This window comes from Streptomyces sp. NPDC002698 (genome assembly GCF_042888945.1).
Taxonomy (GTDB): domain Bacteria; phylum Actinomycetota; class Actinomycetes; order Streptomycetales; family Streptomycetaceae; genus Streptomyces.
Window position 1 is genome coordinate 264,127 of the sequence record NZ_JBIAQM010000007.1, and the last position, 19,862, is coordinate 283,988.

Annotated in this window: 21 protein-coding genes; 5 read left to right on the top strand and 16 right to left on the bottom strand. The window is 72.0% G+C overall.

From position 1 onward, the window contains the following. Window positions 1-42 precede the first annotated feature (42 nt). The 10 genes from ACFYW9_RS13695 to ACFYW9_RS13740 form a co-directional block, all read right to left on the bottom strand. The gene (locus ACFYW9_RS13695) at window positions 43-711 is read right to left on the bottom strand and encodes a hypothetical protein (RefSeq protein WP_389148789.1); all 669 of its coding nucleotides are present in this window, start codon (window positions 709-711) and stop codon (window positions 43-45) included. 99 nt (window positions 712-810) lie between these two features. Beyond that, entirely contained in the window at window positions 811-2,325 is a 1,515-nt protein-coding gene (gene gatB / locus ACFYW9_RS13700) for an Asp-tRNA(Asn)/Glu-tRNA(Gln) amidotransferase subunit GatB (RefSeq protein ID WP_389148792.1), read from the bottom strand. Window positions 2,326-2,341: 16 nt separating this feature from the next. After that, the gene (locus ACFYW9_RS13705) at window positions 2,342-2,572 is read right to left on the bottom strand and encodes a hypothetical protein (RefSeq protein ID WP_389148964.1); all 231 of its coding nucleotides are present in this window, start codon (window positions 2,570-2,572) and stop codon (window positions 2,342-2,344) included. A gap of 8 nt (window positions 2,573-2,580) precedes the next feature. Beyond that, the gene (gatA, locus tag ACFYW9_RS13710; RefSeq protein WP_351872153.1) at window positions 2,581-4,086 is read right to left on the bottom strand and encodes an Asp-tRNA(Asn)/Glu-tRNA(Gln) amidotransferase subunit GatA; all 1,506 of its coding nucleotides are present in this window, start codon (window positions 4,084-4,086) and stop codon (window positions 2,581-2,583) included. A gap of 5 nt (window positions 4,087-4,091) precedes the next feature. Next, window positions 4,092-4,388 carry an Asp-tRNA(Asn)/Glu-tRNA(Gln) amidotransferase subunit GatC gene (gene gatC, locus ACFYW9_RS13715; protein ID WP_015036350.1) on the bottom strand — a complete coding sequence of 99 codons (297 nt, stop codon included), beginning with the start codon at window positions 4,386-4,388 and terminating at the stop codon, window positions 4,092-4,094. 294 nt (window positions 4,389-4,682) lie between these two features. Next, entirely contained in the window at window positions 4,683-6,914 is a 2,232-nt protein-coding gene (locus tag ACFYW9_RS13720) for a putative bifunctional diguanylate cyclase/phosphodiesterase (protein WP_389148796.1), read from the bottom strand. 260 nt (window positions 6,915-7,174) lie between these two features. Further along, complete coding sequence (gene ligA / locus ACFYW9_RS13725) at window positions 7,175-9,370, bottom strand: NAD-dependent DNA ligase LigA (protein WP_389148800.1); 2,196 nt, start codon at window positions 9,368-9,370, stop codon at window positions 7,175-7,177. Between the two features lie 15 nt (window positions 9,371-9,385). Continuing rightward, entirely contained in the window at window positions 9,386-10,393 is a 1,008-nt protein-coding gene (locus ACFYW9_RS13730) for a methionine synthase (protein ID WP_389148803.1), read from the bottom strand. A 30-nt stretch (window positions 10,394-10,423) separates the two neighbouring features. Beyond that, on the bottom strand, window positions 10,424-11,113 hold the full coding sequence (locus ACFYW9_RS13735; protein ID WP_389148806.1) for an SDR family oxidoreductase: 690 nt from the start codon (window positions 11,111-11,113) through the stop codon (window positions 10,424-10,426). A gap of 74 nt (window positions 11,114-11,187) precedes the next feature. Continuing rightward, window positions 11,188-11,727 carry a TIGR00730 family Rossman fold protein gene (locus ACFYW9_RS13740; RefSeq protein ID WP_351872168.1) on the bottom strand — a complete coding sequence of 180 codons (540 nt, stop codon included), beginning with the start codon at window positions 11,725-11,727 and terminating at the stop codon, window positions 11,188-11,190. Window positions 11,728-11,777: 50 nt separating this feature from the next. On the opposite strand from ACFYW9_RS13740, the gene ACFYW9_RS13745 reads away from it, so the two are divergent. Together ACFYW9_RS13745 and ACFYW9_RS13750 are read left to right on the top strand one after the other, a co-directional pair. After that, window positions 11,778-12,101 carry a DUF427 domain-containing protein gene (locus ACFYW9_RS13745; RefSeq protein ID WP_389148810.1) on the top strand — a complete coding sequence of 108 codons (324 nt, stop codon included), beginning with the start codon at window positions 11,778-11,780 and terminating at the stop codon, window positions 12,099-12,101. 64 nt (window positions 12,102-12,165) lie between these two features. Continuing rightward, window positions 12,166-12,951: an alpha/beta fold hydrolase gene (locus tag ACFYW9_RS13750; protein ID WP_389148813.1), complete on the top strand. Its 786-nt coding sequence runs from the start codon at window positions 12,166-12,168 to the stop codon at window positions 12,949-12,951. Between the two features lie 117 nt (window positions 12,952-13,068). Here ACFYW9_RS13750 and mnmA read toward each other — a convergent pair whose 3' ends face one another. After that, window positions 13,069-14,190 (bottom strand): tRNA 2-thiouridine(34) synthase MnmA, encoded by a 1,122-nt coding sequence (gene mnmA, locus ACFYW9_RS13755; protein ID WP_389148816.1) that lies wholly within the window; start codon window positions 14,188-14,190, stop codon window positions 13,069-13,071. Window positions 14,191-14,250: 60 nt separating this feature from the next. On the opposite strand from mnmA, the gene ACFYW9_RS13760 reads away from it, so the two are divergent. After that, window positions 14,251-14,955 (top strand): N-acetylmuramoyl-L-alanine amidase, encoded by a 705-nt coding sequence (locus ACFYW9_RS13760; protein WP_389148819.1) that lies wholly within the window; start codon window positions 14,251-14,253, stop codon window positions 14,953-14,955. A gap of 81 nt (window positions 14,956-15,036) precedes the next feature. Here ACFYW9_RS13760 and ACFYW9_RS13765 read toward each other — a convergent pair whose 3' ends face one another. The 3 genes from ACFYW9_RS13765 to ACFYW9_RS13775 all read right to left on the bottom strand — a co-directional run bounded on the left by ACFYW9_RS13765 (window position 15,037) and on the right by ACFYW9_RS13775 (window position 16,989). After that, window positions 15,037-16,206, bottom strand: coding sequence for a cysteine desulfurase family protein (locus tag ACFYW9_RS13765; protein ID WP_389148822.1), 1,170 nt, complete (start codon window positions 16,204-16,206; stop codon window positions 15,037-15,039). A 180-nt stretch (window positions 16,207-16,386) separates the two neighbouring features. Beyond that, window positions 16,387-16,599: a DUF4190 domain-containing protein gene (locus ACFYW9_RS13770; RefSeq protein ID WP_351872280.1), complete on the bottom strand. Its 213-nt coding sequence runs from the start codon at window positions 16,597-16,599 to the stop codon at window positions 16,387-16,389. Between the two features lie 222 nt (window positions 16,600-16,821). Next, the gene (locus tag ACFYW9_RS13775; protein ID WP_326785385.1) at window positions 16,822-16,989 is read right to left on the bottom strand and encodes a hypothetical protein; all 168 of its coding nucleotides are present in this window, start codon (window positions 16,987-16,989) and stop codon (window positions 16,822-16,824) included. A gap of 185 nt (window positions 16,990-17,174) precedes the next feature. Between ACFYW9_RS13775 and ACFYW9_RS13780 the strand changes: the two genes are divergently transcribed. Beyond that, complete coding sequence (locus ACFYW9_RS13780; RefSeq protein ID WP_328447865.1) at window positions 17,175-17,801, top strand: TetR family transcriptional regulator; 627 nt, start codon at window positions 17,175-17,177, stop codon at window positions 17,799-17,801. 155 nt (window positions 17,802-17,956) lie between these two features. Here the strand turns inward: ACFYW9_RS13780 and ACFYW9_RS13785 are convergent, their stop codons facing one another. Further along, complete coding sequence (locus ACFYW9_RS13785; protein WP_389148826.1) at window positions 17,957-18,322, bottom strand: hypothetical protein; 366 nt, start codon at window positions 18,320-18,322, stop codon at window positions 17,957-17,959. Between the two features lie 160 nt (window positions 18,323-18,482). Here ACFYW9_RS13785 and ACFYW9_RS13790 point away from each other — a divergent pair, with 160 nt between their 5' ends. Next, entirely contained in the window at window positions 18,483-18,626 is a 144-nt protein-coding gene (locus tag ACFYW9_RS13790; RefSeq protein ID WP_389148829.1) for a hypothetical protein, read from the top strand. A 237-nt stretch (window positions 18,627-18,863) separates the two neighbouring features. Here the strand turns inward: ACFYW9_RS13790 and ACFYW9_RS13795 are convergent, their stop codons facing one another. Further along, complete coding sequence (locus ACFYW9_RS13795; RefSeq protein WP_351872192.1) at window positions 18,864-19,724, bottom strand: thioesterase family protein; 861 nt, start codon at window positions 19,722-19,724, stop codon at window positions 18,864-18,866. Window positions 19,725-19,862 lie beyond the last annotated feature (138 nt).

Sequence of the window (19,862 nt, forward strand, 5' to 3'; positions counted from 1 at the left end):
ACAGCACATGCGTGTGGCCCCTGTCACCCCACCGGCCACAGCTCAGTCGAGCTGGTCACCCACAGCCATGACCATCACGCCGGCGATCATCAGCCACAGCGCCCGCCGGGTGCGGCCCTTGGCCCCGAGCGCCGACGCGCCGGCGCACAGGACGGCCCCCGAGGCATAGGAGAGGGGTATGAGCGCGGTCCCCGAGCCGGCGGAGCGCATCACCGACGCGGCGAGTCCGGCGACGGTCAGCAGCACCCCCGTCGCGACTGCGGTCCAGCGCGCCCGGCGCACCTCCGGGTCCGGATCCTCGTCGTCGTCGGGATCCTCCGGGCCGCCGTCCTCGGGGCCCCCGCGGTCCTGGCGATCCTCGCGGTCGGGACCGTCGGAGTCCTGGATCCCGGGGCCCGGATCGTCCGGGCGCGGATCGTCGGAGCCCGGATCGTCAGGGCCCTGGCTCCCGGGACGCGGATCGTCGGGGTCCGCCTCGCCCCGGTCCCGCTCGCCCCGCGCCGACTCCTCCGGCTCCGGCCCCGCTCGCTCCGGCCGGCCCTGACCCTGCTCCTCTTGGTCCTGCTCCTCTTGACCCTGCTCTTCTTGGTCCTGCTTCGCTTGGCCCTGCTTCTTCCGGCCCTGCGCTTCTTGATCCCGTGCTTCCCGGTCCCGCTCTTCCTGGCCCTGCGTCGTGCGGTCGTGCGTCTCGGAGTCGGTGCTTCCACTCATGGCGCGCGAGCGTAGCGCGTTGACCTGAGCACGCTGACACAGACCCCAGGGGGTGCATCGGTTGCGATGCACCCCCTGGGATGTGGGAAAACCCGGATCTCAGCCCTCGGAGGCGCCCAGCTTCTCCAGGATGAGCTCCTTGACGCGCGCGGCGTCGGCCTGGCCGCGGGTGGCCTTCATGACCGCGCCGACGAGCGCGCCGACGGCCTGGACCTTGCCGCCACGGATCTTGTCGGCGATGCCCGGGTTCCCGGCGATGGCCTCGTCGACGGCGGCGGTCAGCGCGCCCTCGTCCGAGACGACCTTCAGGCCGCGCTTGTCGACGACCTCGTCGGGGGTGCCCTCGCCGGCGAGGACGCCTTCGATGACCTGACGGGCCAGCTTGTCGTTCAGATCACCGGCGGCGACCAGCTCGGCGACCCGGGCGACCTGCGCCGGGGTGATCGGCAGGTCCTCCAGGGCCTTGCCCGACTCGTTGGCGCTGCGGGCCAGCTCACCCATCCACCACTTGCGGGCGGAGGCGGAGTCGGCACCGGCCTCGATCGTCGCGACGATCGAGTCGATGGCACCGGCGTTGAGGATCGACTGCATGTCGTGGGCGTTCACGCCCCACTCCTCGCGCAGCCGGTTGCGGCGGGCCAGCGGCTGCTCGGGCAGTCCGGCACGCAGCTCCTCGACCCAGTCACGGGACGGGGCGACGGGGACGAGGTCGGGCTCCGGGAAGTACCGGTAGTCCTCGGCCTCCTCCTTCACGCGGCCCGAGGTCGTGGACCCGGTGTCCTCGTGGAAGTGGCGGGTCTCCTGGATGATCGTGCCGCCGGAGTTCAGCACCGCGGCGTGGCGCTGGATCTCGAAGCGGGCGGCCCGCTCGACGGAACGCAGGGAGTTGACGTTCTTCGTCTCGGAGCGCGTGCCGAACTTCTCGCGGCCGTGCGGGCGCAGCGAGAGGTTCACGTCGCAGCGCATCTGGCCCTGCTCCATACGGGCCTCGGAGACACCGAGCGCCTTGATGAGCTCGCGCAGCTCGGCGACGTACGCCTTGGCGACCTCGGGAGCACGCTCGCCCGCGCCCTCGATCGGCTTGGTGACGATCTCGATGAGCGGGATGCCCGCCCGGTTGTAGTCGAGCAGCGAGTGGGACGCGCCGTGGATACGGCCGGTGGCACCGCCGACGTGCAGCGACTTGCCGGTGTCCTCCTCCATGTGGGCGCGCTCGATCTCCACGCGGAAGACCTCGCCGTCCTCCAGCTGGACGTCCAGATAGCCGTTGAAGGCGATCGGCTCGTCGTACTGGGAGGTCTGGAAGTTCTTCGGCATGTCCGGATAGAAGTAGTTCTTCCGGGCGAAGCGGCACCATTCGGCGATCTCGCAGTGCAGCGCGAGGCCGATCTTGATGGCGGACTCGACACCGGTCGCGTTGACGACCGGGAGGGCGCCGGGCATGCCGAGGCAGGTCGGGCAGGTCTGCGAGTTGGGCTCGGCGCCCAGCTCGGTCGAACAGCCGCAGAACATCTTCGTCTTGGTGCCGAGTTCGACATGGACCTCGAGGCCCATGACGGGGTCGTACGTAGCGAGTGCGTCCTCGTACGACACCAGGTCGATCGTGGTGGTCACGGTGAAAACTTCCCTCTCAGCCCAGCAGGACGTCGTCGTCGCCCAGGCGCTTGAGCTCCCGGTAGAGGATGGCGAGGCCGGTGACGATGGCGGCGGCGGACACGGCCGCGTCGATGAGGCGCAGCGTGTCGTGTTCCTTGCGGGCCTTCTTGACCTGCTTCGCGACGCCGAGGGCGCCGAACACCGTGCCCGCCATGGACAGATACGTGCCGGACTTGGACTTCTTGAAGCCCTTGGCCTTGGACATTGCCTTGCTCACAGCGACGGAGCCTCCTCAAGCAACGGGTGCCCCCACCTTTCCACGAAGGCGGCCTCCACGGCGGCTCCGACCTTGTACAGACGGTCGTCCTTCAGCGCCGGAGCGATGATCTGCAGCCCGACCGGGAGGTTGTCCTCCGGGGCGAGACCGCAGGGCAGCGACATGGCGGAGTTGCCGGCCAGGTTGGTCGGAATGGTGCACAGGTCCGCGAGGTACATCGCCATCGGGTCGTCGGCGCGCTCGCCGATCGGGAAGGCGGTGGTGGGCGTGGTCGGGCTGACGATCACGTCGACCTGCTCGAACGCCTTCTCGAAGTCGCGCGTGATGAGCGTGCGGACCTTCTGGGCACTGCCGTAGTACGCGTCGTAGTAGCCGGAGCTGAGCGCGTACGTGCCGAGCATGATGCGGCGCTTGACCTCGGGGCCGAAGCCGGCCTCACGGGTCAGCGCGGTGACGTCCTCGGCGGAGTGCGTGCCGTCGTCGCCGACGCGCGCGCCGTAGCGCAGGCCGTCGAAGCGGGCGAGGTTGCTCGAACACTCCGACGGGGCGATCAGGTAGTACGCGGAGAGCGCCAGGTCGAAGGACGGGCAGTCCAGTTCGACGATCTCGGCGCCGAGCTCCTTGAGCACGGCGACGGCCTCGTCGAAGCGCTGCACGACACCGGCCTGGTAGCCCTCGCCGCGGAACTGCTTGACGACGCCGACGCGCATGCCCGTCACACTGCCGTTGCGGGCGGCCTCGACGACCGGCGGGACCGGGGCGTCGATGGAGGTCGAGTCGAGCGGGTCGTGCCCGGCGATGACCTCGTGGAGCAGGGCGGCGTCCAGGACCGTACGGGCGCAGGGGCCGCCCTGGTCGAGGGAGGACGAGAAGGCGACCATGCCGTAGCGGGAGACCGCGCCGTACGTCGGCTTGACGCCGACCGTGCCGGTGACGGCGGCCGGCTGGCGGATGGAACCGCCGGTGTCGGTGCCGATGGCGAGGGGCGCCTGGTAGGAGGCGAGGGCCGCGGAGGAGCCGCCGCCCGAGCCGCCGGGGATCCGGGTGAGGTCCCAGGGGTTGCCGGTCGGGCCGTACGCGCTGTTCTCGGTCGAGGACCCCATGGCGAACTCGTCCATGTTGGTCTTGCCGAGGATGACGACGTCGGCGGCCTTGAGCCGCTTGGTGAGCGTCGCGTCGTACGGCGGGATCCAGCCCTCGAGGATCTTCGAGCCGACCGTGGTCGGGATGCCCTCGGTGGTGAAGATGTCCTTCAGCGCGAGGGGCACACCGGCGAGGGGGCCGAGCTTCTCGCCGGCCTCCCGCTTGGCGTCCACGGCACGCGCCTGGGCGAGGGCGCCCTCACGGTCGACGTGCAGGAAGGCGTGCACCTTCTCGTCGACGGCCTCGATCCGGGCGAGGTGCGCCTCGGTGACCTCGACGGCGGTGAGTTCGCCGGCCGCGATCTTCCCGGCGATCTCGGCCGCGGTGAGCTTGATGATGTTGACGTTGGTGTCCGTCATGGTGATTAGTCCTCCCCCAGGATCTGCGGCACCTTGAAACGCTGCTGCTCCTGGGCCGGGGCGCCGGAGAGCGCCTGCTCGGGGGTGAGCGACGGACGGACCTCGTCCGCGCGCATGACGTTCGTCAGCGGCAGCGGATGAGAGGTCGGCGGTACGTCTTGGTCGGCGACCTCGCTGACGCGGGCGACCGCGCCGATGATGTCGTCGAGCTGGCCTGCGAAGTGGTCGAGCTCTTCGCCCTTCAGCTCCAGACGCGCCAGCCGTGCGAGGTGGGCGACCTCCTCGCGCGTGATGCCAGGCATGCAGCGATCCTCTGGGGTGAGTGCGGTGTGGTTTGGCCCAATCCTATGGGGCCCGGGCCGATGCCCGCGCCCGGGTTTGCCGGGGCACGCCGACTCCCCGGCCTCCGGCCGGACGTCTCCCACCCGCGCACCACCCGTTCACCGTCCGCCGACAGGCCCGGCCCTCCCGCTCGGCCTCCCGCCGTCGGCGGCCATCACGCCGCCTGCGGTGGGAAGGGACCACGTGGGGCCGATGCTGCCGGGAGAGTGGCACGGGTGGTGCGTGAGGGGGAGAGAACCGGCCGGAGGCCGGAGCTACTCGGCGGCCGGGAGGGCGGCCCGCGGGCGCTGCCAGCCGCGGGAACCGCGGGCCAGCAGCCACGCCGTGGCCTCCTCCGGAGGCATCGCCGCGGCGACCAGCCACCCCTGGACGGCGTCACAGCCCAGGTCCCGCAACCGCTCCCACGTCTCGTCGTCCTCGACGCCCTCCGCCACGACGAGGAGCCCCAGCGAATGGGCGAGGTCGACGGTGCACCGCACGATCTCGGCGTCCTCGGTGTCCACGGCGAGCCGCGCGACGAACGAACGGTCGATCTTCAGCTCACTGACCGGCAGCCGGCGCAGATGGACCAGGGAGGAGTACCCGGTGCCGAAGTCGTCCAGCGACATCTTCACGCCGTGCCCGGTGAGCGCCGCCAGGGTGTCGGCGGCACGCTGCGGGTCCTCCAGGAGCACGTGCTCCGTTATCTCCAGTTGGAGCGCTCCCGCGGGCACTCCGTGCCGTGCCAGCCGGGCGGCGACGGCGCCCGCGAACCCCGGGGTGTGCACGTCGCGCGGCGACACGTTCACCGCGACCGGCACGTACAGGCCCTGTGCCCGCCAGCGCGCGACCTGTCCGAGGGCCGTCTCCAGGACGTACTCGGTGAGGTGCGGCATCAGCCCGGACGACTCGGCGATGGCGATGAACTCGTCCGGCGGAACCTTCCCGCGCTCGGGATGCACCCAGCGCACCAGGGCCTCGAGACCGGCCACCTGTCCGTCGAAGCGGACCTTGGGCTGGTAGTGCAGTTCGACGTCGCCGGTGTCCAGGGCCCGGCGCAGATCGCCCAGCAGGCCCAGCCGGTCGGGGGTGTTGGAGTCCCTCTTGGACTCGTACACCTCCACGCCCGTGCGGTCCCGCTTCGCCTGGTACATCGCGATGTCCGCCAGGCGCAGCAGCCCCTCCGCGTCGAGCGCGTGGTCGGGGAAGACGGCGAGCCCGGCGCTGGCCTCCAGGACGAGGGTGAGCCCGTCCAGGTCGAGCGGCGAGCCGAGGGTGGCGACGAGATTGCGGGCGACCCGCGTGGCCGACGTGGTGGAGTCCGTGACCGGCAGTAAGACGGCGAACTCGTCTCCGCCGAGCCGCGCGGCCTCCGCCCCGCGCGGCAGTGCGAGCCGCAGCCTGTCGGCTATCTGGAGGAGCAGCCGGTCACCGGCGAGGTGCCCCAGCGTGTCGTTCACCGAACGGAAGCGGTCCAGGTCGATGAGCATGAGGGCGGAGCGTGCGCCGATGCGCTCGGCGTCGTCCAGGGCCGTCCAGGTGCGTTCCAGCAGCCACTGACGGTTCGGCAGTCCGGTCAGCGGGTCGCGCAGTTGTTCCTCGGCCCGCGCGCGGGCTATCCACAGGGTGGAGTCGAGGGCGATCAGCGGGATCGAGAACAGGGGCAGCAGCGTGGGCTGGGCCATCGCCACGACACAGATCAGCGGCGCGATGCCGAGCAGCGCCACAGCGACGAGCCCGTGTCTGACCAGGGCCGTACGGGCGACGGTGGGCAGGCCCCCGACCGGCGTGTTCAGGTACCAGAGCAGGACACGGGTGACGGCGAGATAGGCGCCGGCGACCAGGACGAGCTGGGGAGCGGTGTAGAACGTCCAGGTGTCGGGGACCCAGGGCGTCTCGACGCTCGGGAACCGCCCGAACGACGCGAGGACCAGGGCTCCGGCACCGATCCCGAGGATGTCGGCGGCGCCGTGCATGACGGCTTGGCGCCAGCGGTTGCGGCGGGCCGTGCCCACCAGGACGACGACGGTGAGACTGACCATGCCGGCCGGGACCCAGCCGTACAGCAGCAGGACCGCGAGGGTCAGCGCGGCGCCGGAACCGGTGCCGCCCCACCAGCGCGCACGGCCGAGGGCGACCAGGTGACCGACGATGACGCCGGTGAGCAGGGCCAGCGCCCAGCCGACGGCGCCGCAGGGGAAGAGGGCGTGGTGACCGCTGAACGCCCGGTAGAAGCCGGCGCCCAGGACGAACGCGGCCGTGGCCACGACCGCCGACGGCAGCGCGGGCCAGGACAGTTGGCGTTCGGGGTCCTGGCCGGGCAGGCCGGTGCCGCGCTCGGCGGTGAGAGCGCCGGGACCGGTGGGAACGGGGAGCGGCGCGGCGCCGAGCCCGCTCCGGGCGGCGCGCTCCGAAGGCCGTCCCGACCGCAGGCCGGTCAGCCATGCGCCGGTCGTCCGGCGCAGGCGCAGCCGTGAGTCGGGAGCGGCGCTCTCGGTCGGTTCCATTCCCGTCCCTCTCACTGCCGGCGGTGCCCACGCCACATGATCCGTTGCCGGCGACAACCGCCAACGGTGGCCGCGTGGAAAACCCTTCCCCCGGCTCGTGAGGAGCGAGGGATGCGCCGGCCGAGGCCGGGCACGGCGGGCGCACACGTCAACAGTAGGCCGCGGAAGGCTTCCACGGGCAGCGGTCGTCGACGGTTGCCCGAATGCGACCTGGTCACCCGCATGTCACCGATATGCGCCGAACGGGTGGTCTTCAACCGCTATTCCTCGATCGGAAGCGCGACCTCCGCCGCCGCGTCCGGTCCCTGCTCCAACAGGACGGCGAAGCCCTCCTCGTTCAGCACCGGAACCTTCAACTGCATCGCTTTGTCATACTTCGAGCCGGGATTGTCGCCCACCACGACGAAGGATGTCTTCTTCGAAACAGAGCCGGTCACCTTTGCTCCACGGCTCTGCAGTTCCTCCTTCGCCCCGTCCCGCGTGTGGTGTTCGAGCGTGCCCGTGACCACGACGGTGAGGCCTTCGAGCGGACGGGGTCCCTCGTCCTCGCCCGCGCCCTCGTCCTCCATCCGGACGCCGGCCGCCTTCCACTTGCGGATGATCTCGCGGTGCCAGTCCTCGGCGAACCACTCCTTGAGCGACGTCGCGATGATCCCGCCGACACCGTCGACCGCGGCGAGCTCCGCCTCGGTGGCCCGCTCGATGCGGTCGATGGAGTGGAACTCGCGGGCCAGCGCCTCGGCGGCCACCGGGCCCACGTGTCTGATGGAGAGTCCGTTGATGAAACGGGCGAGCGGACGGCCCTTCGCCTCGGCGATCTTGTCCAGCATGGCAAGCGCGTTCTTCTTCGGCTCGCCCTGCTGGTTGGCGAAGACCGTGGCGATCTTCTCCTCGCCGGTCTTCGGGTCGCGCTTGGGCAGACCGCTGGCCTGGTCGAGGACGTACGCCCTGATGGGCAGCAACCGCTCGATCGTGAGGTCGAAGAGGTCGCCCTCGTCGACGAGCGGCGGGGCCGTGGGCGCCAGCGGACGGGTCAGCGCCGCCGCGGCCACATCGCCGAAATGATCGATGTCAAGGCATTCCCGTCCGGCGAGATAGGAGACCCGCTCTCTCAACTGGGCAGGGCATGACCGGGCGTTCGGGCAGCGCAGGTCCACGTCGCCCTCCTTCATGGGCCGCAGCGCCGTACCGCACTCGGGGCACTCGGCCGGCATCACGAACTCCCGCTCGGTGCCGTCGCGCAGGTCGGCGACCGGTCCGAGGATCTCGGGGATGACGTCACCGGCCTTGCGCAGCACCACCGTGTCCCCGATGAGCACGCCCTTGGCCTTCACCACGTCCTGGTTGTGCAGGGTGGCGAACTCGACCTCGGAGCCCGCGACCGTGACCGGCTCGACCTGCGCGTACGGCGTGACCCGGCCCGTACGGCCCACGCCGACACGGATGTTGACGAGCTTGGTGTTGACCTCCTCGGGCGCGTACTTCCAGGCGATCGCCCAGCGTGGTGCGCGCGCGGTGGAGCCGAGCCGGCCCTGGAGGGGGATCTCGTCGAGCTTGACGACCACCCCGTCGATCTCGTGCTCCACGGAGTGTCGGTTCTCCCCGTAGTACGCGATGAACTCCCGTACGCCGTCGAGGCCGTCGACCACCTTGGCGTACCGCGTGGTCGGCAGTCCCCAGGAGTGCAGCAGGCCGTAGGCCTCGGAGAGCCGGCCGAGGCCCTCGAACCCCTCCAGGGCGCCGATGCCGTGGACGACCATGTGGAGCGGGCGGGTCGCGGTGACGCGCGGGTCCTTCTGGCGCAGCGAACCGGCCGCCGCGTTGCGGGGGTTGGCGAAGGGCTTGTCGCCCGCCTCCACCAGCCGGGCGTTGAGCTCCTCGAACTTCTCCATCGGGAAGTAGACCTCGCCGCGGATCTCGACGAGGTCGGGGACGTGACCGCCGGTCAGACGGTCCGGGATCTCCGTGATCGTACGGACGTTGGGCGTGATGTCCTCGCCCGTACGGCCGTCGCCGCGGGTCGCCGCGCGCGTGAGACGGCCGTGCTCGTACGTGAGGTTGACGGCGAGGCCGTCGACCTTCAGCTCGCACAGGAAGTGGTGGTCGGAGGCGCCCACGTCCTTGGCCACGCGCTCGGCCCACGCGGCCAGTTCCAGGTCGGTGAAGGCGTTGTCGAGCGACAGCATCCGCTGCCGGTGCTGGACCGAGGTGAATTCCGTGGCGTACGCCCCCGCGACCTTCTGGGTCGGCGAGTCCGGCGTCCGCAGCTCGGAGTACTCCTCCTCCAGCGCCTCCAGGGAACGCAGCAGCGTGTCGAACTCCGCGTCGCTGACGACCGGGGCGTCCTTCACGTAGTACCGGAAGCGGTGCTCCTCGATCTCCTCGGCGAGCCGGGCGTGCCGCTCCCGCGCCTCGGCGGGTACCGATGTGGGCTCTGCGTGCATGTCGCCGGCCACCGTTGTGTCCTCCCGTTACTCAGGGTTGTCCGCGAGAGATCTCGCCGCCCGGACGCAGTGGGCCAGCGCCCTGCGCGCGAAGTCGGGGGAGGCCCCCGCGAGTCCGCACGACGGAGTGAGCGTGACCGCCTCCGCGAGAAGACCCGGCCGCAGCCCCAGCCTGCGCCACAGCGTCCTGACACCCATGACGCTACCGGCAGGGTCCGACAATGGGACGTCCACGCCGGGGACGACACCGGCGAACAGACGGGTGCCGCCTTCGACCGCCTCCCCGATCGCTTCGTCGTCACGCTCGGTGAGAAGGGCGAAGTCGAACGAGACCGCCGCCGCGCCCGCCCGGCGCAGCAGGGCGAAGGGGACGTCCGGCGCGCAGCTGTGGACGACGACGGGACCGTCCCCGTTCGCGCCGACGACGTCCCGGAGCGTGGCCTCGGCGATCTGACGGTCGACCGCGCGGTGGGTGCGGTAGCCGCTGGCGGTCGGCACCTGACCGCGGAGCACGGCGACGAGGGAGGGTTCGTCGAGCTGGAGGACGACCTCGGCCCCGGGGATCCGCCGGCGGACGTCGTCGAGGTGGAGGCGCAGTCCCTCGGTGAGCGAGCCGGCGAGGTCGCGGCAGGCGCCGGGGTCGGAGAGGGCGGACTCGCCGTTCCTCAGCTCCAGGGAGGCGGCCAGGGTCCAGGGACCGACGGCCTGCACCTTGAGGGGGCCCTCGTAGCCCTGGGTGAACTCCTCCAGGGCGTCGAGGTCCTCCCCCAGCCACGACCTGGCCCGCTTGGTGTCCCGGCCCGGCCGGTCCCCGAAACGCCAGCCGCTGGGCTCCACGCGCGCGTACAGCTCGACGAGCATCCCCGCGGTCCGGCCGATCATGTCCGCCCCGGGCCCGCGCGCGGGCAGTTCGGCGAGGAAGGGGAAGTCCTCGAAGGAACCGGTGACGGTCTTGGCGGCCTCCCGCGCGTCCCCGCCCGGCATGGACCCGACCCCGGTGGCGGGACCGAACCTGAACTCGCTGTTTTCGCTCACCCCGGAAGCCTACGGAATCCCGCGCGGAGATCAGCCGCCCGGGCGCACCGTCAGATCGTTGACCTCGGCGTCCCGGGGCAGGTCGAGCGCCATCAGGACCGTCGTCGCCACCGACTCGGGGTCGATCCACTTCGAGGCGTCGTACTCCTTGCCCTCCTGCTGGTGGACCTTGGCCTGCATGGGGCTCGCGGTGCGGCCGGGGTACACGGAGGTCACCCGGACCCCGGCCGCGTGCTCCTCGTGGCGCAGGGAGTCGGCGAGGGCCTTCAGGCCGTGCTTGGAGGCGGCGTAGGCGGACCAGTCGGCGTGGGCGTTCAGACCGGCGCCGGAGTTCACGAAGAGCACGTGGCCCTGGGCCAGGCGGAGCTGGGGCAGGAAGTGGCGGGTCAGCTCGGCGGGGGCGATCAGGTTGACGTTGAGCTGATGGCGCCAGGACTTCGGGGTCAGTTCGCCGACCGGACCGAGGTCGACCACGCCCGCGACGTGCAGCAGCGAGTCGACCTGGCCGGGGAGCGACTGGTGGGAGAACGCCCAGGAGAGCTTGTCGGGGTCCGCCAGGTCGCCGACCAGGGTCTTCGCCCCGGGGAACGCGGCGGCCAGTTCCTTGGCGCGGCCGGCGTCGCGCGCGTGGAGCACGAGTTCGTCCCCGCGCGCGTGCAGACGGCGGGCGACGGCCGCGCCGATGCCGGAACCGGCCCCGGTGATCACATGTGTAGGCATGGACGCCATGCTCGCATCACCGGGCGCCGGTCTCGAACCGCCCGCCCGGCACCTCGGCGGGCGCCTGCCGCGCCTCAGCGGGTGCCGACGCTCTCCTCCAGGTAGGCCAGCGCACCCACCGGCTCCTCGGCGAAGAACACCAGGTCGGTGAGGGGGCGCGGCAGGAAGCCCTCGGCGTCCATCCGCCGGAACTGCTCCTTGAGGCCGTCGTAGAAGCCGGCCGTGTTGAGCAGGACCACGGGCTTCTCGGTCTTCCCGTGCTTCTTCAGCTCCAGGATCTCGGTCGCCTCGTCGAGCGTGCCGGTGCCGCCGACCATGACGACCACCGCGTCGGCCTTCGCCAGCAGCAGCGCCTTGCGCTCGGCCAGGTCACGGGCGACGACCATCTCGTCGGCGCCCGGACGGGCCTTGGCGGCCAGGAAGTCCACGGAGACACCCACCAGGCGCCCGCCCGCCTCCTGCACGCCGTCGGCGACCACCTTCATCAGCCCGACGTCGGAGCCGCCCCACACGAGCGTGTGGCCGCCCTTGCCGAGGAGTTCGGCGAACTCCCGGGCGGGGCGCGTGTAGCGGTCGTCGAGGTCGGCGGCGGAGAGGAAGACACAGATGTTCATGACTTCACCGTACGCGGGAAGGATCCGGGGCCCGCGAGCGCTTTCCCGGTATGGCTGAAGGACACACGATCACGATCGAGCAAGGCACGCGCCATGTCCGCGTCGTGCACGGCGGCCAGGTCCTGGCGGAGAGCGACCGCCCCCTGGTGCTGCGCGAGACGGGCTGTCCGGTCCGCTACTACATCCCGCCCGAGGACGTCCGTCTGGAGCTGCTGACGCCCTCCGACACCCACACGTACTGCCCCTTCAAGGGCACCGCGTCCTACTGGTCGCGTCCCGGAGCGGCCGATCTCGTGTGGGCCTACCCCGATCCCAAGCCCGACGTCGCCGGGATCAAGGACCACCTCTGCTTCTACGAGGCGGACGTGTCCTGAGATCCGGGCGGACGCGGGCGTGGTGACGCGATGAGTTCGCGCCGGCCCGGCAGTCTCTACAGGCATGGACAACAAGACGATCTCGCGCGACGGGACGCCCATCGCGTACGAACGCCACGGTGACGGCCCGACGGTCGTGCTGGTGGGCGGCGCCATGTGCACGGGCGCCACGCTCGCGCCCCTCGCCGAGGCCCTCTCGGACCGCTTCGGCGCCGTCACCTACGACCGGCGGGGCCGTGGCGGCAGCGGCGACACGGCGCCCTTCTCGGTGGCCCGGGAGATCGAGGACATCGCGGTGCTGATCGAGGCCTTCGGGGACAGCGCGGCGCTCTACGGCATCTCGTCGGGCGGCGCGCTGGCCCTGGAGGCGGCCGCGAGCGGGCTGCCCGTCCGCGAAGTCGCCGTCTACGAGACGCCGTTCGCCGTGGACGAGGTGGCGGCCAAGCAGCGGTCCGAGTACACCGGGCGGCTGACCGAACTGCTCGGCCAGGGCCGTCGCGGTGACGCGGTCGAACTGTTCCTGGCCCTCGTGGGCACGCCCCCGGAGATGATCGCCGGAGTGCGCATGTCCCACGCCTGGCCCGGCATGGAAGCCCTCGCTCCGACCCTCGCGTACGACGACGCCGCGATGGGCGGGGGCAGGGTGCCCCGCGAACGGCTGGCGGCGCTGTCCGTGCCGCTGCTGTCCGTCGCGGGCGACGCGAGCCCCGCGTGGATGCGCGAGGCGGCGCGGACCATCGCGAAGGCCGCGCCGAACGGGTCGTACCGCACGCTGGAGGGCCAGACCCACATGGTGGATCCCCAGGCGCTCGCCCCGGTGCTGGCGGAGTTCTTCGGCACGTCCGGTTAGCCGAGGGCGCCGTCGAGGTCCCTCACCTGCCCGGCCGGGCCCGGTCGGCTCGAGGGTCCCTCACCGGTCCGGCCCGGTCGGCCACGAGGGCTCTCACGTACCGCCGGGCCGGTCGGTCTAGACGTCCGCCGTCGCGCGCGTGGTCGTCGCGATCGTCGCCGAGCCCACCACGCGGGTGCCGTCGTACAGGACGATCGCCTGGCCGGGGGCGACGCCCCGGACCGGCTCGGTGAAGGTGACCCGCAGCTCGCCGTCGACCAGGCCGGCGCTCACCTCGGTCTCGCCGCCGTGGGCGCGCAGCTGGGCGGTGTAGGTGCCGGGACCGACCGGGGCGGCGCCGCACCAGCGGGGCTTGATCGCGGTCAGGGCGGACACGTCCAGGGAGGCGGCCGGGCCGACCGTGACCGTGTTGTTCACCGGCGAGATGTCCAGGACGTAGCGCGGCTTGCCGTCGGCGGCCGGGGTACCGATGCGCAGGCCCTTGCGCTGGCCGATCGTGAAGCCGTACGCGCCCTCGTGGGTACCGATCCTGGCGCCGGTCTCGTCGACGATGTCGCCCTCGGCCTTGCCGAGCCGGCCCGCGAGGAAGCCCTGGGTGTCGCCGTCGGCGATGAAGCAGATGTCGTGCGAGTCCGGCTTCTTGGCGACGGCCAGGCCCCGGCGCTCGGCCTCGGCGCGGATCTCGTCCTTGGTCGTGACCGTGTCGCCGAGCGGGAACAGCGCGTGGGCGAGCTGGCGGTCGTCCAGGACGCCGAGGACGTACGACTGGTCCTTGGCCATGTCGGAGGCCCGGTGCAGCTCGCGCGTGCCGTCCTCGCGGACGATCACCTGCGCGTAGTGGCCGGTGCAGACCGCGTCGAAGCCGAGCGCGAGCGCCTTGTCCAGCAGGGCGGCGAACTTGATCTTCTCGTTGCAGCGCAGGCACGGGTTCGGGGTGCGGCCGGCCTCGTACTCGGCGATGAAGTCCTCGACGACGTCCTCGCGGAAGCGCTCGGCGAGGTCCCAGACGTAGAACGGGATGCCGATGACGTCGGCGGCCCGGCGGGCGTCGCGCGAGTCCTCGATGGTGCAGCAGCCGCGCGCGCCGGTCCTGAACGATTGCGGGTTCGCCGAGAGGGCGAGGTGCACACCCGTCACGTCGTGCCCGGCCTCGGCGGCACGGGCGGCGGCTACGGCGGAGTCCACTCCGCCCGACATGGCGGCGAGGACGCGGAGGGGGCGCTGCGAGGTGTCAGTCATAACCCCTCCAGAGTACGGGGCCGCGGGAACCGGAACCCGCGAGTATCCGTTGAAGATCGCATGGGGGCGAAAAAGGAGAAGCCGGGAAGGCCACGGAGCGGTGGGGCCGCGGCGGGAGCCAAGGACGGCGACCGGCCGGTCGGACGCCGCGTGCTGCTCATCGGCGGTCTGGCGGCGGCCGTGAGCGCGGCCGGGCTCGCCCGCGAGGAGCTGTCGCACCTGTGGTGGCGGCTTCCGGGTGTGGAGAAGGCACGCGTCGCGGGGGCGGTGGACTTCCGGGGCGCGCAGTGGGTGGCGGCTTCGGCGGCGAACTGGCGGCGGGCCGACCGTCCCGACGACTACGGGATAGACCGGGTGGTCATCCATGTCACCCAGGGCAGCTTCGCGAGCGCGGTGCGGGCCTTCCAGGACCCGAAGCACGAGGCGGCCGCTCACTACATCGTCCGCGGGGACGGTCGTGTCACGCAGATGATCCGCGAGCTGGACGTGGCGTTCCACGCGGGCAACCGCGCGTACAACGAACGCAGCGTCGGCATCGAGCACGAGGGTTTCGTCGACCGCCCCTCGTCGTTCACGGACGCGATGTACGAGGCCTCGGCGCGGCTGACGGCCAGGATATGCGGGCGGTACGGCATTCCCGTGGACCGCGAGCACATCATCGGACACATCGAGGTCCCGGGCACGGACCACACGGATCCCGGGCGCTACTGGGACTGGGACCGGTACATACGGCTCGTACGGCGGGCCCGGTCGGCAGAGGCCTGACTCGGCAGAAGCCCGACAAGGAATCCCGTCCGCCGAGGAACCCGCCCGTCGAGGATCCCCGGGCGCCTCACCGGGTGGACGTCAGGTCAGACCCGCCATGCGCGCCCGCTCCACCGCCGGGCCGATGGCCCGCGCCACCGCCGCGACGTCCGCCCGTGTGGAGGTGTGGCCGAGGGAGAAGCGCAGGGTGCCCCGGGCGAGGTCCGGGTCGGTGCCGGTGGCGAGGACGACGTGGCTCGGCTGGGCCACGCCCGCCGTGCACGCCGAGCCGGTGGAGCACTCGATGCCCTGCGCGTCGAGCAGGAGGAGCAGCGAGTCGCCCTCGCAGCCGGGGAAGGTGAAGTGCGCGTTGGCGGGCAGCCGGCCCCCGGGTTCCGGGTCACCGCCGAGGATCGCGTCGGGCACGGCCTTGACGACGGCGTCGGCCAGGTCGTCGCGCAGGGCGCCGATCTCGCGGGCGAACCACTCCTGCCGTTCGACGGCCAGCCGCCCGGCGACCGCGAAGGACACGGTGGCGGGGACGTCGAGGGTGCCGGAGCGCACGTGGCGCTCCTGACCGCCCCCGTGCAGCACGGGCACGGGGCTGTACTCGCGGCCGAGAAGCAGCGCGCCGATCCCGTAGGGACCGCCGATCTTGTGGCCGGACACCGTCATCGCGGCGAGGCCGGAGGCCGCGAAGTCGACCGGGACCTGACCGAAGGCCTGGACCGCGTCGGCGTGCAGCGGGACATCGAACTCGGCCGCGACGTCCGCGAGTTCACGGACCGGCATGATGGTGCCGATCTCGTTGTTGGCCCACATGACCGTGGCGAGGGCGACGTCCGCGGGGTCGCGGGCGATGGCCTCGCGCAGGGCGTCGGGGTGGACGCGGCCGTGGGCGTCGACGGGCAGGTACTCGACCGTGGCGCCCTCGTGCTCACCGAGCCAGTGGACCGCGTCGAGGACGGCATGGTGCTCGACGGGGCTCGCGAGAACACGGGTACGGACCGGATCGGCGTCTCTGCGGGACCAGTACAGGCCCTTCACCGCGAGGTTGTCGGCCTCGGTGCCGCCGGAGGTGAGGACCACCTCGCTGGGGCGGGCGCCGAGGGCGTCCGCCAGGGTTTCACGGGCCTCCTCGACGGCCCGCCGCGCGGTGCGGCCGGCGGCGTGGAGGGAGGAGGCGTTGCCCGTGACGCTCAGTCGGGCGGTCAGAGCCTCTGCTGCCTCGGGAAGCATGGGGGTGGTCGCGGCGTGGTCGAGGTAAGCCATGGTGGGCTCGATTCTACGGGCCCGTTCCCCCTACTCCCCTGCCCCCGGCGGCATGACGGCCCGCCCCGGCTCGCGCGCGGCCCGGCGGCGCGCTCCACGGCGCCGCGCCCGGGCCCTCGCCCGGCGGCCCGGCGCCGCTCGCCGTGGGCCCTGACCTCGGCCCCGGCCGTCGCGGCGGCCTCAGAAGCTCCAGGACACCGTGTTGTCGACCTGCATGAAGGCGACCAGGACCACCAGGTCGGCGATGCCCAGGCCGAGGCCGAGGAAGGCGCGGCCCCGGCGGGCCGTGCCGCGCCAGAGGGCGACGGAGGCGAGGGCGATGGCGACGGGGCCCAGGAAGACGTTCAGCACGAGCAGGCCGAGCAGGCCGAGGACGAAGGAGGCCACGGCCATGCCGTCGGCGTCCTTGACGCCGGTCCGGCGCGTGGCGCGGACGGTCTCGGCGGCGCCCTCGGTGCGGACGGTTTCGGTGGTGCGGGGCGTCGCGGTGGTGCGGGGCGAGCGGGTCGTGCCGGTGGTGCGCGCGGTGAGTTCCATGACGTGAGTCAGCTCCCAACGGTCAGTTGGTGAAGGTGTGGGACCAACGGCCGGTCGGCAAAGGTGCGGGACCGACGGTCAGTTGGCGGAGGGGTGACGCCGGCGGGCCCCGCGCTCGCGCAGCGCGAAGACGATCAGCCAGACGCCGATGACGGCCGCGGCGACGAGGGTGAAGGACAGCGGCGCGTGCGCCACGGAGCCCATCACGACGCCGAGCAGCAGGAGTGCGGCGACGAGGAACAGCATGAGATGCCTCTCGAAGAAGTCTCGAAGTCCGGTCCTGGAACCTCCGGGACCTCAACGGTGAGGGCCCGATGTTTCCGGGACTTGACAGCTCAGTGAACGGTTGTAGTAACAGTTGTTCACTGACTCTGGAGTCTAGCGCGCTCCACGGCTTTAAAATTCCGGAGAACAGTTGTTAACTGCATGGCATGAGTCACACTCTCGGCATCCGCCAGGCGCAGAAGCAGAAAACCCGACAGGCGCTGCTGGACGCCGCGTTGGGGCTTCTGGAGGATCAGAGCCTGAGCAGCCTGGGACTGCGGGAGGTCACCCGCGCCGTCGGAGTCGCCCCGACCGCCTTCTACCGGCATTTCCGCTCGACGGCGGATCTCGGTGCGGCGCTGGTCGAGGAGGCGCTCGGCAGCCTGCACCCGATGATCGAGGACATCGTGTCGACGGCCGGCGACGGCGACGAACGCATCGCGCGCGCCGTGGAACTGATCGCCCACCACGTCGCGACGCATCCGGCGCACGTCCGCTTCATCGCGCGCGAACGGCACGGTGGTGTCCAGCCGGTGCGGGACGCGATCAGCGAGCAACTGGCCCGGTTCGCCGAGGAGGTCAGGGACGCGCTGGCCGAGCACCCCGAGTCGGCGGGGTGGAACGACGACGATCTGCTGATGCTGGCGGGCCTGTACGTCGACCACATGCTGATGGCGGCCTCGGCGTTCCTGGAGGCGCTGGACGGCTCCCCGGCGGAACGCGAACGGGTGGCCAGGACCGCGAGCCGTCAGATGCGGCTGATCAGCATCGGCCGCCGCCACTGGCTCGGCTGATCAGCCCCGGCGCAGGGCCAGGACAGCGACACGGGCCGGCGGCGCGCCCGTTCCCCGGACGCGCCGCACCGTCACCCGCCCTCGGCCCCGGCTCCGCGGGCCGCGCCGTACCGGCGTGACACCGCCTCCGTACGGCAGCGGGGGCCTCCCCCGTCTCAGCCCTGAGCGGCCGACTGCCCCTGCCCCTGCCCCATCCGGCCGCCGCCGGGACCGCCGCCGCAGCCGCCCTGGCCGCCGCCCGCGCCACCGCCGGGGCCACCGCTCGGCATGCCCGAGGGGAACCCGGAGGGGGCGTTCCCGGTGGGCACGCCCGAAGGGGCACCGGACCGCGAGGGCATGCCCGAGGGCGCACCGCTGGGGCGTCCGGAGGCTCCGCCCGGCATCCCGGACGGGCGCGTGCAGTTCTGTCCGCCGGAGGTCTTGCCGTCCGAGGACGACGAGTCACCGGAGCCGCAGGCCGCCAGCAGGGGCGAGAGCGCGAGGAAGGCGACGAAGGGAACGAGTCGTGCACGACGGTTCATGGGGCAACTCCCGGTCAGGTCACGTAAGTCGGCCGACGATGGCCGGACGAGCGGGAGACAGCGGACCAGATCCACGTAGGGCCGCGCTGTGCCGGAGCTGTGCCTTGCTGTGCGGCGCGGGCCCGGGGCCGGTGCTCAACCCCCCTCGTACACCGCGCCGATGGCGGCCGCCGTCTCCGTCGGCGCCGTCGTCCTCGGGCAGCTCGGCGAGGGAGGTCGCGTGAAGGCGTACGAACAGGTACCGGACACCGGCCTTGGAGCCGAGGCCGCTGGTGACCGTCTGATGGTGGCTGCCCGACGGTGACCGCCCGCTGGTGACTGGCTGAAGGTGGCCGGCCCCTGCTGCCGCCCGCCTGACGATGGCGACCTGACGGTGGCCGCCTGACGGCGCGGGCACCGGGCCACGGGGGGGCGCCGGGCGGGCAGGGGTGCCTTCGAAGCCGTGAGAGCGCCGCAGGCGATCCTGCGGCGCTCTCACGGCTTCGGGTCCGGGGTCCGGAGCCCCGGCCGTCCGGGCCGGGCCGGAAGCGGCCGTGGCGGGTCAGGCGAGGCGGGCGCGGGCGAGCTGGCGGGACTGGGCGACCAGACGGTCCTCGCTGTCCCAGACCTCCGCGTCCTCCTCCAGGAAGCCCCCGGCGAGGTTGCGGGTGGTGATCGACACCCGCAGCGGACCGGGCGCCGGACGGCACCGCACGTGCACGGTCAGCTCGACGGTCGGCACCCAGCCGGACAGGCCGATCTCGAAGGCCGTCGGCGGCAGCGCGTCGACCGCGAGGAGCAGCGAGAGCGGGTCCGCGTCCCGGCCGTCGGCGAGTCCGAACCACGACCGCATCTCGCCCTTCCCGGACGGAGCGCCGAGCGCCCAGCCGAGGGTCGCGGGGTCGAGCTTGAGGAACAGCCGGTCGGTGATCGCCGAGCTGCCGGGGATGGGGGCGGGCGCGTCCTGGGGACCGAAGCACTGGTCCATGGGCGGGATCGCGGGCGGCAGCGCGGTCGTGCGGACGTCGTCGGGCAGGGAGTCGAGATCGCCGTACGAGGCGAGCACGCGGATGCGCTCGATCTCGCGGCCCTCGTCGTCGTACTGGAAGAGGGAGGCCTGTCCGGTCGACAGCGTCCGGCCGGTGCGTACGACGTCCGTGCGGATGACGGCGGGACCCGGCTGGGACGCGGTCAGATAGTGCGCGGAGACCGTGAACGGGTCGGAGTGCGGGAGGGCGTCGGCGAGCGCCCGGCCGAGGACGGCCAGCAGATAGCCGCCGTTGACGGCGTTGATGATCGTCCACCCGGCGGAGAGGTCGACGTCGTAGACGCCGGCCCCGCGCGGGGTGACGGTGGTGTCCCGGTCGAACTCGCTGTCGCCGATCGTGGCCCGTGCGGCCTGTACCGAAGCTGCTTCTGGCATACATGAACGGTACAACAGGAAATTACTAAGCGGTAGCTTTCACCCATTCGGAGGCACGGGCACCCCCGCCACTCCCCCCATCATCCGACCGTTCAGGTGAGGATTCGGCAATTTCCTGTCAAGTGTCCGTAATCATCC

What these genes read in the sequence shown, in the direction of transcription:
- ACFYW9_RS13760 (WP_389148819.1), top strand. Translation starts at nt 14,251, where the DNA reads ATGGGGGCGAAAAAGGAGAAGCCGGGAAGGCCACGGAGCGGTGGGGCC.
- ACFYW9_RS13695 (WP_389148789.1), bottom strand. Translation starts at nt 711, where the DNA reads ATGAGTGGAAGCACCGACTCCGAGACGCACGACCGCACGACGCAGGGC.
- ACFYW9_RS13775 (WP_326785385.1), bottom strand. Translation starts at nt 16,989, where the DNA reads ATGCTGTTCCTCGTCGCCGCACTCCTGCTGCTCGGCGTCGTGATGGGC.
- ACFYW9_RS13735 (WP_389148806.1), bottom strand. Translation starts at nt 11,113, where the DNA reads ATGCCTACACATGTGATCACCGGGGCCGGTTCCGGCATCGGCGCGGCC.
- ACFYW9_RS13720 (WP_389148796.1), bottom strand. Translation starts at nt 6,914, where the DNA reads ATGGAACCGACCGAGAGCGCCGCTCCCGACTCACGGCTGCGCCTGCGC.
- gatC (WP_015036350.1), bottom strand. Translation starts at nt 4,388, where the DNA reads ATGCCTGGCATCACGCGCGAGGAGGTCGCCCACCTCGCACGGCTGGCG.
- ACFYW9_RS13765 (WP_389148822.1), bottom strand. Translation starts at nt 16,206, where the DNA reads ATGGCTTACCTCGACCACGCCGCGACCACCCCCATGCTTCCCGAGGCA.
- ACFYW9_RS13795 (WP_351872192.1), bottom strand. Translation starts at nt 19,724, where the DNA reads ATGCCAGAAGCAGCTTCGGTACAGGCCGCACGGGCCACGATCGGCGAC.
- ACFYW9_RS13750 (WP_389148813.1), top strand. Translation starts at nt 12,166, where the DNA reads ATGGACAACAAGACGATCTCGCGCGACGGGACGCCCATCGCGTACGAA.
- gatA (WP_351872153.1), bottom strand. Translation starts at nt 4,086, where the DNA reads ATGACGGACACCAACGTCAACATCATCAAGCTCACCGCGGCCGAGATC.
- ACFYW9_RS13705 (WP_389148964.1), bottom strand. Translation starts at nt 2,572, where the DNA reads ATGTCCAAGGCCAAGGGCTTCAAGAAGTCCAAGTCCGGCACGTATCTG.
- ACFYW9_RS13790 (WP_389148829.1), top strand. Translation starts at nt 18,483, where the DNA reads ATGGCGGCCGCCGTCTCCGTCGGCGCCGTCGTCCTCGGGCAGCTCGGC.
- ACFYW9_RS13785 (WP_389148826.1), bottom strand. Translation starts at nt 18,322, where the DNA reads ATGAACCGTCGTGCACGACTCGTTCCCTTCGTCGCCTTCCTCGCGCTC.
- mnmA (WP_389148816.1), bottom strand. Translation starts at nt 14,190, where the DNA reads ATGACTGACACCTCGCAGCGCCCCCTCCGCGTCCTCGCCGCCATGTCG.
- ACFYW9_RS13770 (WP_351872280.1), bottom strand. Translation starts at nt 16,599, where the DNA reads ATGGCCGTGGCCTCCTTCGTCCTCGGCCTGCTCGGCCTGCTCGTGCTG.
- ACFYW9_RS13780 (WP_328447865.1), top strand. Translation starts at nt 17,175, where the DNA reads ATGAGTCACACTCTCGGCATCCGCCAGGCGCAGAAGCAGAAAACCCGA.
- ACFYW9_RS13740 (WP_351872168.1), bottom strand. Translation starts at nt 11,727, where the DNA reads ATGAACATCTGTGTCTTCCTCTCCGCCGCCGACCTCGACGACCGCTAC.
- ACFYW9_RS13745 (WP_389148810.1), top strand. Translation starts at nt 11,778, where the DNA reads ATGGCTGAAGGACACACGATCACGATCGAGCAAGGCACGCGCCATGTC.